7 protein-coding genes and 1 pseudogene are annotated in these 12796 nt (G+C 74.4%); 4 read left to right on the top strand and 4 right to left on the bottom strand.

The window, feature by feature from the left end; genetic code table 11:
- Positions 1 to 13: 13 nt before the first annotated feature.
- Positions 14 to 1357, bottom strand: coding sequence for an alkaline phosphatase family protein (locus ACQEVC_RS44345; RefSeq protein ID WP_432890499.1), 1344 nt, complete (start codon positions 1355 to 1357; stop codon positions 14 to 16).
- Positions 1358 to 1486: 129 nt separating this feature from the next.
- Here ACQEVC_RS44345 and ACQEVC_RS44340 point away from each other — a divergent pair, with 129 nt between their 5' ends.
- The 3 genes from ACQEVC_RS44340 to ACQEVC_RS44330 all read left to right on the top strand — a co-directional run bounded on the left by ACQEVC_RS44340 (position 1487) and on the right by ACQEVC_RS44330 (position 5999).
- The gene (locus ACQEVC_RS44340) at positions 1487 to 2488 is read left to right on the top strand and encodes an Lrp/AsnC family transcriptional regulator (protein ID WP_318395229.1); all 1002 of its coding nucleotides are present in this window, start codon (positions 1487 to 1489) and stop codon (positions 2486 to 2488) included.
- Positions 2489 to 2676: 188 nt separating this feature from the next.
- A complete protein-coding gene (locus ACQEVC_RS44335; RefSeq protein WP_432890496.1) occupies positions 2677 to 4917 on the top strand; it encodes a PQQ-binding-like beta-propeller repeat protein in 2241 nt (746 codons plus the stop codon).
- A gap of 143 nt (positions 4918 to 5060) precedes the next feature.
- Positions 5061 to 5999, top strand: a complete 939-nt coding sequence (locus ACQEVC_RS44330) for an LLM class F420-dependent oxidoreductase (RefSeq protein WP_432890493.1) — start codon at positions 5061 to 5063, stop codon at positions 5997 to 5999.
- A gap of 97 nt (positions 6000 to 6096) precedes the next feature.
- On the opposite strand, the gene ACQEVC_RS44325 is transcribed toward ACQEVC_RS44330, so the two are convergent.
- The 3 genes from ACQEVC_RS44325 to ACQEVC_RS44315 all read right to left on the bottom strand — a co-directional run bounded on the left by ACQEVC_RS44325 (position 6097) and on the right by ACQEVC_RS44315 (position 12185).
- A complete protein-coding gene (locus ACQEVC_RS44325; RefSeq protein ID WP_432890491.1) occupies positions 6097 to 7068 on the bottom strand; it encodes a siderophore-interacting protein in 972 nt (323 codons plus the stop codon).
- Between the two features lie 62 nt (positions 7069 to 7130).
- Entirely contained in the window at positions 7131 to 7256 is a 126-nt protein-coding gene (locus ACQEVC_RS44320; protein WP_432890488.1) for a hypothetical protein, read from the bottom strand.
- Between the two features lie 105 nt (positions 7257 to 7361).
- On the bottom strand, positions 7362 to 12185 hold the full coding sequence (locus ACQEVC_RS44315; protein WP_432892062.1) for an Lhr family helicase: 4824 nt from the start codon (positions 12183 to 12185) through the stop codon (positions 7362 to 7364).
- Positions 12186 to 12366: 181 nt separating this feature from the next.
- Here ACQEVC_RS44315 and ACQEVC_RS44310 point away from each other — a divergent pair.
- Positions 12367 to 12714 (top strand): annotated as a pseudogene (locus tag ACQEVC_RS44310) (hypothetical protein); the annotation flags it as partial.
- Between the last annotated feature and the right edge of the window lie 82 nt (positions 12715 to 12796).

Below are 12796 nucleotides of genomic sequence, written 5' to 3'. Positions count from 1 at the left end.
GAGCACGGCCCGGTCAGGACCGCTCGACGGCCCGGCGGATGACGTGCCCCTGGGAGCTCGTCGGGGGCCGGACGCCGAGCAGGGCGCTGATGGTGGCGGCCACGTCGACCAGGCCGACGTCGTGCAGCGGGACCCCGGCCCGGATCCCGGCACCGGAGAGTACGAGTGGCACGTACGCCTCGGCGAGGCCGCCGTGCGAGCCGCGGGGCTCGCCGTCGGTGAGTGTGGAGAGGTGGTACGGCTCGATCGGCTCGACGACGAGGTCACCGAGCTTGTCGCTGGCCTTCATCCGGCGCAGGTCGCCTTCGTCGTAGACGGCTGCGATCCCAGGGACGGAACGGATGATCCTGGCGATGTTCCGGGCCTGCGCCGGCGTGTCCGCCCGGCCCCGGAGGGTGATGTCGGCGGTACGCGGCGCCGCCACGACGACGATCTCGCTCGCCGGGTCCGGTACGCCGCCGGAGGAGGAGATGACCTCGACCGTCAGGCCCGTCCCGGCGAGCTGGTCGACCACCTCGGGCAGCAGCGGGATGGTCCAGTCCCGGGCGCCGTGGTCGGCGGTGACGACGAAGGCCGTCTCGTCCAGGATGCCCGCCTCCCGGGCCGCGTCCCGGACCCGCCCGATCTGGGCGTCCACCCGGGCCAGCGCGGCCGGCAGGCCGGCGGCGGAGAACCCGTCGCCGTGCAGCACCGCGTCGACGTCGTCGCAGTAGACGGTGATCAGGTCCGGGATCCGCGCCGGGTCGACCATCGTGCCCCCGGAGTCGACCGGCTCCCCGCGCAGCAGCGCGATCGCCTGGTCGGCGCGGGTCTGGCAGTTTCCGCCCGGCTGGGTGTAGAGGGCGGCGGGGTCGCCGAAGACGGCGCCGTAGCCCTGCACGACGTACCACTGGAGGTAGGCGGCGGTGCGGTCCTGGCGCCGCAGCGACTGGGCGATCGTCTCGACGCCGGGCTCGATGTGGCGCTCCTGCGAGACGCCCCGACCGGTCTCCCGGCTGTAGTAGTAGCCGGTGTTGCGATGGGTGATCGGGTACGTGCCGGTCGCCGTCGTCGCCCGCGACGAGTTCGAGTACGACGAGAAGGAGCCGTCGGCGACGCCGTACGAGCCTTCCTCGATCAGCGCCCGAAGGTTCGGCAGATCCGCCACACCGGCGTACTGGCCGTAGACGAAACGTGGGTCGAATCCATCGAAGTCAAACAAAATTACCTGCTGCGCGGGTCGCGCCAGGGGCGTCGACGAGGACAGGGCCGGAGATGCCGGTGTCGGGCCGGCCGGCACCGTGACGGCCGCGAGCAGCGCGACCGTGGCCGCCGCGATGGCCCGGATCGCGTACCGTCGCTTGCCAGGAAGCGCCATTCGCTGTCTCCTCACCCGGAAGAAGGTGAGCGCGAGTCTGCGGAGCCGCGAGGTAGAGTGTCAACTTTTGAACGGTGAATGCAAGACTTCAGCATGTCATCGCGTCAAAGTGATGGGTATGGGGCTTTGTTGGACGCACTCGATCGTCGGATCATCGGCGCCCTGCTCGCGCATCCGCGGGCCACCCACGCGCAGATCGGCGAGGCGGTCTTCACCTCGGAGGCGACCGTCTCCCGTCGGCTGCCGCGACTCATGCGCAGCGGGGCCGTCCGGGTGATCGGGGTGATAGACAGCGAGACGACCCGTCGGGCGCGATCACTCTTCGTCCGGCTGCGCTGCCGGCCGGGCACCGCCAGCCGGTCGGCCGAGCACCTGGCCCAATGGTCGGAGAGCGGATCGGTCAAGCTGGTCACCGGCAGCGTCGAATGCGTGGCCGAGGTCTCCTACACCTCGAACGAGCACCTGCGCCAGCTCATGTTCGACCAACTGCCCGGCCTGGACGGGATCCTCGCGGTCTGGAGCAACCAGGTGATCCGCAGGTTCTCCACGCCGCACGGCTGGAGCCCGAGCCTGCTCCCTCCCGACGTGGTCGACCGGCTGCGCGACCAGCGGATGGACCAGTGGAACGAGCAGGTGCCGACCGTACCCCCGCCACGGCTGAGCCCACTCGACGAGACGATCGTCGCCGCGCTGACCCGGGACGGCCGTCAGGGCTGGCAGCAGTTGGCCGAGCGGTGCGGCGCGAGCCCGGTCACGGTACGGCGGCGCGCCGAGGCGATGATGACCGCCGGCTTTCTGCGGATGCGGACACTCGTCGAGCCCGGCGTGGTCGGTCTCCCGGTGAACGCCTTCGTCTCGCTCAACGTCAATCCCACCCAGCTCGGGCAGGTGGGCGAAGTCCTCGCCGCGCACCCCGCCGTACTCATGATCGCCGCGACCACCGGAGACCGGAACCTCTGCGGTGAGATCGCGCTGGCCAGCGACAGCGCCCTCTACGACTTCCTCTCCGAGACGATCGGCCAGCTACCCGGCCTCCAGCACGCCGATGTCGCGGTCGCGCTCCGTTCCGTCAAACGGGCCGGGATGGTGCTGCCGGCGCCGGGACCCGAGCAGGGCCAGGCCGGGACCTGAGCACGGCTGCGCCCCAGGTCTGCCGGGCCGGTGACCGGCGCGGATGCAAGGACCCGACACCGCGCCGGCCATGTTTGACGGTTTCCTGCGAGATCATCGCCGATTCACCCGGAAGACCTTGATCGAAAACTTGGGCCCGTGCCAGGCTCACCGGCACTTCAGACGAAGTCGGCCGGAAGGAACGGACCATGTCATCGATGCCTGCCCGGGACCATGACCACCTCCGGCTGGACCGCCGCCGGATCCTCCGGCTGGGCGCCGGTACGGCCGCCGCGGTGGCCGCCGGCGCGGCGGCCGGCGGCTCGCCCGCCCTCGGCGGGCCGACCGCCGCCGGCCGGCCCTGGCCGGGCGGCCCCGCCCCGTCCGGGTTCGCGCTGCTCGGTGACACCCAGATCGACGTGGACATCCCCGAGCGGACCGAGATCGTGAGCTGGGTGTACCAGCACATCGCCGCGGCGAACCCGCCGATCGTCTGCCACGTCGGCGATATCGTCGAGCACGGCTCGGTGGCCGAGTACGACACCTACCTGCGCACCATCCCGGCGCGGTTGCGACCCCGGATCCGGCACGTTCCCGGCAACCACGACTGGCGGTGGGACAGCACCGCCGGGGCGCGCTACGGCGCGCTGTTCGGGCCGAGCCGGTACTCCTTCGACCACGCCGGCCTGCACTTCGTCGCGCTGGACCCCAGCCACCTGCTCCAGGAGCCGGGCGGCTTCGGCGAGCCCGGCATCGACTGGCTGACCCGGGACCTGAAACGGGTCCGACCCGGCACGCCGATCGTGCTGCTCTGCCACTTCCCGTTCGGCGGTGACAACTACTACGTCAACGACCAGGAACGGCTGCTGGGGCTCCTGGACCGCTACAACGTACGGGCCGTGTTCGCCGGGCACGTGCACGCCGAACAGGTCCAGCGGTTCAACGGGCTGACCCAGTTCGCGGTCGACGACACCCGCGGGACGCCGATCTACTACTGGGTGGAGCGTACGTCCGGACGGGGCGGTTCGATGCTGCGGATCACCGCCGTGCAGCGGGCCGCCGACGGCAGCGCCGAGACCCGGCCGGTGCTGGAGATCCCGCTCGACGGACCACGGACCGCCCTCGCGCAGCGGCCCCAGGCGCTCTCGCTCACCCCGGCCAGCTCCACCCTGGCGGTCTCGGTGCGGCTCTCCCCGCGCGCCGAGGCGGCCAGCGTGCAGGCTCAGCTCTACCCGCAGCACACGTACGGCCTCAAGGACGCCGGTCAGTGGCGGGACCTCGCCGCCGACGCCTCCGGTCGCCGCTTCAGCACCGGCCTGGACATCGCCGCGCTGCCGCCCGGCGAGCACCGGATGACCGTACGGGTCACCGACCCCGGCGGCGCCTGGTACGAGCAGACCCGTACGTTCGCCCTCCCCGACCCCCGGCGGCGGCTGCGCTGGCGCGAACAGCTCGGTGCACCGGTGCAGGCCGGCCTGGCGGCCCGGGACGGCCTGCTGGTCGCCACCACCACCGACGGCACCGTCCTCGGCGCCCGGCCCACCCGCGACGGACTGCGCCAGAGCTGGCGGACCAGGCTCGGCCCGGTGCACGGCCGGCCGGCGTTCGCCCCCGACGGCCGGACCGTCTACGTGCCGTCGGACGACCAGCACCTCTACGCCCTCGACCCGGCCACCGGCCGGCGCAGGTTCGCCTACCGGGCCGGCGCCCCGGTGCTGGGCAGCCCGCTGGTGACCACGGTGGCCGGCCGTACCCTGGTCGTCTTCGCCGCCGGCGAGACCCGGCAGGCGATCGACGCGCGCACCGGCGCCCGGGTGTGGAGCGTGCCCGGGTCGGGGATGTTCGCCGGGCGCGCGGCCAGCGACGGCATCCGGGTCTACGCCGGTGCCGGGGACGGCAACGTCTACGCCCACGACGCCGACACCGGTGCCGTCCGGTGGTCGTTCTCCACCAACGCCCGCACCACCGCCTACAGCCGGCTCATCTACGGCCCGTGGGCCGACAACCTGGAGGTACTCCCGAACGGCCTGGTCCTGGTCTCCACCGTGGCCAACGCGTTCGCGCTGGATCCCGCCACCGGGCAGCAGCGCTGGTCGGTGACCGGCTCCTACATCTACGCCCCCAAACGGCTGCTCGACGACGGCGACGTGCTGATGTTCGACGACGGAGGGCGTACCGCGGCCCGGGTCGACCCGGACACCGGAGAGGCCCGGTGGACCACCGGACTCGGTGCGCGTCCGGTCAGCACCGGCGCGGCGATCCACCGCTCCGTCGCGTGGACCCCGACCACCACCGGCCTGCTGGTCGCGCTCGACCTGGGCACCGGGTCGGTCCGGACCCGCCTGCAACTGACCACCACCGGGTACTGCTACAGCCCGCCGGTCGTCGTGGGTGACCTGCTCCTGGTCGGCGACCAGGACGGGCTGCTGCACGGCATCGACGTGAGCTGACGGCTGGCGGTGCTGCGGCGGCGGGAGGTGGCCGGACCGGTTTCCGCATGACCGGAGCCCGGACCGGTTCCGCCGGCCCGGCGCCCGGGTCCGAAGTCGCACCGGGTGCTGCTCTGCCGCCCGCCACCTGGCAAGGTGACCACATGCGCCTGGTTATCTTCACCGAACCCCAGCAGGGTGCCAGCTATCAGGACCTGCTGCGGATCGCCCGGCACACCGAGGAGTGCGGGTTCGACGGCTTCTTCCGCTCCGACCACTACCTCACGATGGGCGGCACCGGGCTGCCCGGCCCGACCGACGCCTGGCTGACCCTGGCCGCCCTGGCGGTGCAGACCTCCCGGATCCGGCTCGGCACGCTGGTCACCTCGGCGACCTTCCGGCTGCCGGGACCACTGGCGATCAGCGCCGCCCAGGTCGACGAGATGAGCGGCGGCCGGGTCGAGCTGGGTCTCGGCACCGGTTGGTTCGAGGCCGAGCACGAGGCGTACGGCATCCCGTTCCCGCCGCCCCGTGAGCGGTTCGACCGGCTCACCGAGCAACTGGAGGTGGTCACCGGGCTGTGGGGTACGCCGGTCGGCGGCACGTTCGACTACTCGGGGACGTACTACCGGCTCGCCGGCTCACCGGCGCTGCCGAAGCCGGTGCAGACGCCGAGCCTGCCGGTGATCGTCGGCGGCAAGGGGCTACGGCGTACCCCGATGCTGGCCGCCCGGTTCGCCGACGAGTTCAACGTGCCGTTCAGCTCCGCCGCCGAGGTGGCCCGCAGCTACGCGGCGGTGGCCGAGGCCGGCGAGCGGAGTGGTCGGGCCGCCGCCGGCCGCGCCCCACTGGTGCTCTCCGCCGCGCTGGCCGTGCTCTGCGGCCGGAACGACGCCGAGGTGCGGCGCCGGGCCGAGGCGATCGGTCGCGATCCGGAGGAGATGCGGACCGGATACGGCGTCGCCGGTACGCCGGAGCAGGTCGTCGAGCAGATCCAGGCGTACGCCGAGCACGGCGCCAGCCGGATCTTCCTTCAGGTGCTCGACATCGCCGACCTGGACCACCTCGACCTGATCGCCGCCGAGGTGGCACCGCGACTCTGACCCCGGACGGGGCCGCCCGGTGGCCGTGGGACGGGGCCCTGCTACGACGGTTGCGACGAGAGGACCCTTCTCGGGGGGCCTCGTCGCCGGGCGCGGTTCAGGCGGCGTCGTCGGCGCGGCCGAGTCGCCAGTAGCCCATGAAGGCGACCGCCTCGCGGTCCAGGCCGCGTTCGGTGACCAGGTGCCGGCGCAGCGCCCGGATCACTGCGGACTCGCCGGCCAGCCAGGCGTAGTGGCCCTCGCTGGAGAGCCCGACCGGCACCTCCCAGAGTTCCTCGTCCGGATTGCCGGCCGCCTCGGCCTGCCATGCCGCCTCGGCCTCGGGGGCCAGCGCGGCGGTCCCGGTGCCGGGCCGGGCCGGGAGCAGCCGTTCGGCCGCCGCCCGGACCGCCGGGATCAGCAGGTCGCCGTGCCGGGCGCCGGAGCGGGGCAGCCAGGTCACCGTGATTCCCGGCGGAGCCGCCAGGTCCAGCACGTCGCCCGGGAGCGGCACCTCGAGCAGCGCCTCGCCCCGACTGCCGGCCGGCAGCCGTTCCAGGGTCGCGGCGATCGCCGGCACCGCCGTCTCGTCCCCGGCCATCAGCAGGGTGCGGTTGGCCAGCGAAGGTTGAAACTCCCGACCGCCGTGGTCGCCGAGGTAGCCGTGGTCCGGCCCCATGATGACGATCCGGTCACCCGGTGCGGCGGCCAGTGCCCAGCGGGCCGCCGGTCCGTGTGCGCCGTACGGGCCGCCGTCGGGGTGCAGCACGATGTCGACGTCGACTTCGCGGGCCGCCCGGCGTACCGCCCTGGTGGTGTAGGTGCGGAACGGGTTGCGCAGCTCGGTGGGGAGGGCCCGCCAGCGCGGGTACCAGTCGGTGCCGGCCGGCAGGTGGCGGAAGCCGTGCACCGGGATCGGGAAGACGAGTTTGATCCGCTGGTCGTAGCCGGGGTCGGCGAAGGTGTCGAAGTCGTCGCCGGTGAAGGTGACCCGGAGGAAGGACGGGCTCAGCCGGTGCAGCCGGACGACCTCGGCCGGGAAGAGCCGCCACGGGGCGACGAGCGACGGGGCGGTGGAAAGCTCGGTCATCGGGCAACCTCTCGGTACGCGCCGCCGCCAGACTCGGGAATGCGGCGTGTCGTTAGGTTAGCCTAACCTGGCTGCGTAGTCAGCGGGGGAGTTGGACGCTGTGCCCGGACCAGCTTGTTGACGACCCGCCACACCCCGGGGGCCTCCTCCAGCCCGGCACTCCAGCCCAGGGTCAGGATGTCTCCCACCCGGTCAGTCTGGCCGGCACCAGTACCGCGGACCCGGCCCACCTGCTCCGGCACCGGCATATCGGCGAGGGTCACCCCGTCGGTCCGGCCGGCGGACCCTCCGGCTCAGCCGCGCAGGCGCAGCCCGCGCGGCGTGGTCCGGAAGCCGGCGGCGGTGAGTGCGTCACGCAGCGGCGAGGCGTGCACCGAACCACCGTCGGCGCGTTCCACCGCCAGGGCACCGAGCGCGCCGGAGCCGACCGCGGCGCCGAGCGCTTGGGCTGCGGCGGTCAGCGCCTCGCCGTCGTCGGTGAACGAGAGCAGCGTCCGGCCGCCGCGCTCCACGTAGAGCACGAGTGCGCCGCCGACCAGCACCACCAGGGCACCCGCTTTACGCCCGGCCCGGTGCCCGGTCGCCGTACCGGCGGAACCGCCGTCGGGTTCGACCGTGCCGTCCCCGGAGTCGACCACCCGGGTCGGCCAGGGCAGCGCGGCGCCGTACGGGTTGGCCGGGTCGGTGGCGGCCAGCACCCGGGCCCCGCCGGCCCGCCGGCGCGACTCCTCCGGCTCGGCGAGCGCCCGCAGCCGGTCCACCGCCCCGGGTACCGCGAACTGTGCCGCACCGAGACCCTCGACGAAGTAGCCACGGCGGGCCGCCCCGCGCTCCTCCAGCGCGGAGAGCACCGGATAGACCGCGGCGAAGCCGCCGGACACTCCCTCGGCGACCACCGCTCCCCGGGTCACCACCCCGTGCCGTTCGAGCAGCAGGTCGGCGAGCGCGGCGGCCCGTCGGGTCGGGTCGGTGTCCCGCCCCGGGAGCCGGGACCAGCGCCCGGCGACCGTCGGTGGCCCGCCCCGGGCCGGCAGTGTGGGGCGGCCCGGCCGCCGGTAGCGGGTCCGGGGCGCGCCGGTACGCGGCCGGTGCGCACCCCCGCCACCGAGTACGGCGCGCAGCGGCGCCAGGGTGTCGTTGGTCAGCCAGCCGGCCCAGACCAGCTCCCACACCACCCCGACCAGCGTCGCGTCCTCGATTGGGCCGGCACCGGAGTCGGCGGCCCGCTGGTCGGTGCTGACCCGTTCGGCCAGCGACCGGAAGAACAGCGCCTGCCCGTCGCCGAGCGCCGCCAACACCGCCTCGTGCAGCGGGGTCAGCGCCAGCGCCTCGTCCGGCGGCGGCAGCAGCAGGGCGGCGCTGTCGGCGTAGGCCAGAGTGACCCAGCCGTCGCCCCGACCGATCGCGCCGGAGCCCGCCCACACCACCTCGCCGCTGGCGCAGAGCTCGTCGAGGTAGGCCGGGGAGTAGTCGGCGACCCGGGCGGGCAGGACCAGGCTCTCCAGCGCGGACGCCGGCACCGCGGCCCCCTGCAACTGCTCCACCACGGCGGCGACCGCCTCGACGCCCCGGGCGGCCGCACCGACCTGCTGCCACCGGGGCAGGAAGGTGGCCAGCGCCTGGGCCGGCACGGGCTCGATCTCCCGGCGCAGCGCGGCCAGGGAACGGCGGCGCAGCAGGCGGAGCACCTCGGCGTCGCACCACTCCGGACCGGCGCCGGTCGGCGAGAACTCGCCGGAGACCACCCGCCCGTCGGCGCCGAGCCGGCGCAGCGTCTGCTCCACCACGAAGACGCCGAGCCCGAACCGGGCCGCGCAGGTGCCCGCGGCGAAGGGGCCGTGCGTGCGGGCGTACCGGGCGACGAGATCGCCGAGCGGGTCGGCCACCGGTTCGAGGTACGCCTGCGCCACTCCCACCGGCAGGGCCACGCCGAGCGCGTCCCGGTAGCGGCCGGCGTCCTCGACACCGATCCAGCGCTCCTGACCGGCGACCCGGATCCGGAGGATCCGCCGGGCCGCCGCCAGCTCGGTCAGCCAGTCCGGTGCGACCCCGCGCTCGGCCAGCTCGGCGTCGGAGAGGTCGCCGAGCAGCCGGAGCAGCTCGACCGCGTCCTCGGCGTCCCGGGGCCGGCGCTGCTCGGTCAGCCAGCGCAACTGCCGCTCGGTCTCGGTCACCACCGTCGGGTCGAGCAGCTCCCGCAGGTCGACCCGGCCGAGCAGTTCGCCGAGCAGCGCCGAGTCGAGCGCCAGCGCGGCGGCCCGCCGTTCGGCCAGCGGGGCGTCGCCCTCGTAGAGGAACGCGCCGACGTAGCCGAAGAGCAGCGAGCGGGCGAACGGCGACGGCCGGGACGTCTCCACCTCGACCAGCCGGACCTTGCGGGCGGCCACCTCCCGCATCAGCGACACCAGGCCGGGCAGGTCGAAGACGTCCTGAAGGCACTCCCGGGCCGCCTCCAGGGTGATCGGGAAGTCGGCGTACTCCCGGGCGACGTCGAGTAGCTGGGCGGCGCGTTGACGCTGCTGCCAGAGCGGCTGGCGGCGGCGCGGGTCGCGGCGGGGCAGCAGCAGGGCGCGGGCGGCACACTCCCGGAACCGCGCGGCGAACAGGGCGGACCCGCCCACCGACTCCTCCACCAGGGTGGCGATCTCGTCGGGGTCGAAGGCGACCAGTTCGGCGCCGGGCGGATCGTCGGCGGTGTCGGGCAGCCGCACGACGATGCCGTCGTCGGAGGGGACCACCTGGGCGTCGACGCCGTACCGCTCGGCGAGCCGGCGGGCGATGGCCAGCGCCCACGGCCCGTTGACCCGGGCGCCGAGCACGCAGTGCACGGCCAGCCGCCAGTCGCCCAACTCGTCGCGGAAGCGCTCGACGAGCACCGTCCGGTCGTCCGGCACCGACCGGGTGGCGGCCTGCTGCTCGCGCAGGTACGCCACCAGGTTGCCGGCGGCCCAGTCGTCCAATCCGCCGGAGCGCAGCGCGGCGCGAGCGGCGTCGTCGTCGGCCCGGACCAGTCCACGCAGCCGGTTGCCGAGCGCCCGGCCCAGCTCGACCGGGCGGCCGAGCTGGTCGCCCTTCCAGAACGGCATCCGGGCCGCCTGGCCCGGTGCGGGCGAGACCAGCACCCGGTCCGGGGTGATGTCCTCGATCCGCCAGGACGACGAGCCGAGCAGGAAGATGTCGCCGACCCGGGACTCGTAGACCATCTCCTCGTCCAGCTCACCCACCCTGGCCGCGCGTTCGGCGTCGGCCAGGAAAACCCCGAACAGCCCCCGGTCGGGGATGGTGCCGCCGCTGGTCACCGCCAGCCGTTGCGCGCCGGGTCGGCCGGTGAGCAGGTCGGCGACCCGGTCCCAGACCAGCCGGGGGCGCAGCTCGGCGAAGGCGGTGGACGGGTAGCGCCCGGAGAGCATGTCGAGCACCGCGTGCAGGGCCGAGTCGGGCAGTTCGGCGAAGGGTGCGGCGCGACGGATCAGCGCGGTGAGGTCGGCGACCCGCCACTCGTCCAGGGCGACCATCGCGACGATCTGCTGGGCGAGCACGTCCAGCGGGTTGCGCGGATAGTGCAGCTCCTCGATGGCGCCGTCGGCCATCCGCTCCGCCACCACCGCGCAGGAGAGCAGGTCGCCCCGGTGCTTGGGGAAGACCACGCCCCGGGAGACCGCGCCGACCTGGTGCCCGGCCCGGCCGACCCGTTGCAGGCCGGCCGCGACACTCGGCGGGGCTTCGATCTGCACCACCAGGTCGACGGCGCCCATGTCGATGCCGAGCTCCAGGCTGGAGGTGGCGACCACCGCCGGCAACTGGCCGGACTTGAGCGCCTCCTCGATGTGCCGGCGCTCCTCCCGGGAGACGCTGCCGTGGTGCGCCCGGGCGATCACCGGCGCCGCCCCGGTCGCCGCGCCCGACTGCGCCATGATCTCCGCCGGCAGCCGGGGCGGTGCCGCCGGCCGGATCGGCCCGGGCCGGTCGCCCCCGGCCCGGCCGGTGGAGGGCGGCCGGTCGTCCCCTGTCCGGCCGGTGGAGGGCGGCCGGTCGTCCCCTGTCCGGCCGGTGGAGGGCGGCCGGTCGTCCCCTGTCCGGCCGGTGGAGGGCGGCCGGTCGTCCCCTGTCCGGCCGGTGGAGGGCGGCCGGTCGTCCCCTGTCCGGCCCGGAGAGGGCGGGCGGCCGTCCGCGGCCCTGTCTGTCGGGTCGGGGGCCAACTCGGACTCGTCGGCGGCCAGCTCGTTGAGCCGGGCGCAGAGCCGCTCGGCGCTGCGCCGGGAGTTGGTGAAGACGATGGTCGACCGGTGCGACCGGACCAGGGCGTAGACCCGTTCCTCGACCGCGGGCCAGATCGACGCGCGGCGCGGGGTGCCGAACTCGTCCTCCGGCGCCTCCTGCTCGTCCAGCCGGGTCATGTCCTCGACCGGCACCTGGACACTGACCTCGATGGTCTTCGCGGTCTCGGGCTGCACCACGGTGACCGGCCGGGCGCCGCCGAGGAACCGTGCGGTGGCGTCGATCGGGCGCACCGTGGCGGAGAGCCCGATCCGCTGCGCGGGGGCGGGCAGCAGGGCGTCCAGCCGCTCCAGGGAGAGGGCCAGGTGGGCGCCGCGCTTGGTGCCGGCGACCGCGTGCACCTCGTCGACGATCACGGTCTGCACGCCGCGCAGCGAATCCCGGGCGGCGGAGGTGAGCAGCAGGAAGAGCGATTCCGGCGTGGTGATCAGGATGTCCGGCGGGGTACGCGCGAAGGCCCGCCGCTCGTCGGCCGGGGTGTCCCCGGTCCGCATCCCGACGGTGATCTCGGGCGGCGGGATGCCCAGCCGGGCCGCCGCCTGCCGCATGCCGGTGAGCGGGGCGCGCAGGTTGCGCTCGACGTCGACGGCGAGCGCCTTCAACGGGCTGACGTAGACCACCCGGCAGCGGTGCCGGGGGTCGGCCGGGGCCGGTTCGCGGGCCAGCCGGTCCAGCGACCAGAGGAACGCGGCAAGGGTCTTGCCGGAGCCGGTCGGTGCGACCACCAGGGCGTTGCGGCCGGCGCCGACCGCACGCCACGCCCCGGACTGGGCGTCGGTGGGCGCGGCGAACGCGGCGCCGAACCACTCCCGGGTCGCCGCGCCGAACGTCGCCAGCACATCACTCACCGACCCATCGTGCCCGGTCGGTCCGACAGGTTCACCGGAACGGTTGTCCGCATGCCCGGTTGATCGTTGTTTTCGCCTGAGATGAGGGCTAAGTCTCACTTAACTGCTTGCGAATGAAGTGCGACATACAGTAACTTCTCCGAAACCCAAGCTCGGCGCCAAGGGGGTACGGATGACCGGCGTTCCGCGCGACGTCCCCGCCGCCACGGACGTGCTGACCCGTCGGGTCGAGACCTACCTGACCGTGGCGCGGGCCGGTCTGCGCGGCGCCGACCTCGAACTCGCCGAGCGGCTCGTCGACTGTCTGCGCCAGTTGGTGGCGGCCACCGCCACCGCCAGCGCGGCGGACCGGGCCCGGGTCCGGGCGGCGGTGCACGCCCTGGTGCTACGCCGCGAGGCGCACGGCCGGGTGCTGCCCCGGCGCTCCCTCGCCGCCGCCCAGCAGGTGATCAACCAGGTCGTCCGGCAACTCGGCCGGGCCGACCTGGCGGTGCCGTCCACATCCGACGCCCCGGACGGCCCGGCCGCCGGCGCCCTCCTGGACGGCGGCCCGGCACCGGTCCTCCGCGACCAGGCTCCGGCGCACGACCTCGACTCGCCGT

Origin of the sequence: Plantactinospora sp. CA-294935, assembly GCF_050936445.1 — a bacterium.
GTDB lineage: Bacteria > Actinomycetota > Actinomycetes > Mycobacteriales > Micromonosporaceae > Plantactinospora.
This window is presented reverse-complemented; position numbering and strand designations above follow the sequence as displayed.

Bases quoted from the DNA above. Each gene is read 5' to 3' on its own strand.
- ACQEVC_RS44345 (WP_432890499.1), bottom strand. From the start codon at position 1,357: ATGGCGCTTCCTGGCAAGCGACGGTACGCGATCCGGGCCATCGCGGCG.
- ACQEVC_RS44335 (WP_432890496.1), top strand. From the start codon at position 2,677: ATGTCATCGATGCCTGCCCGGGACCATGACCACCTCCGGCTGGACCGC.
- ACQEVC_RS44330 (WP_432890493.1), top strand. From the start codon at position 5,061: ATGCGCCTGGTTATCTTCACCGAACCCCAGCAGGGTGCCAGCTATCAG.
- ACQEVC_RS44325 (WP_432890491.1), bottom strand. From the start codon at position 7,068: ATGACCGAGCTTTCCACCGCCCCGTCGCTCGTCGCCCCGTGGCGGCTC.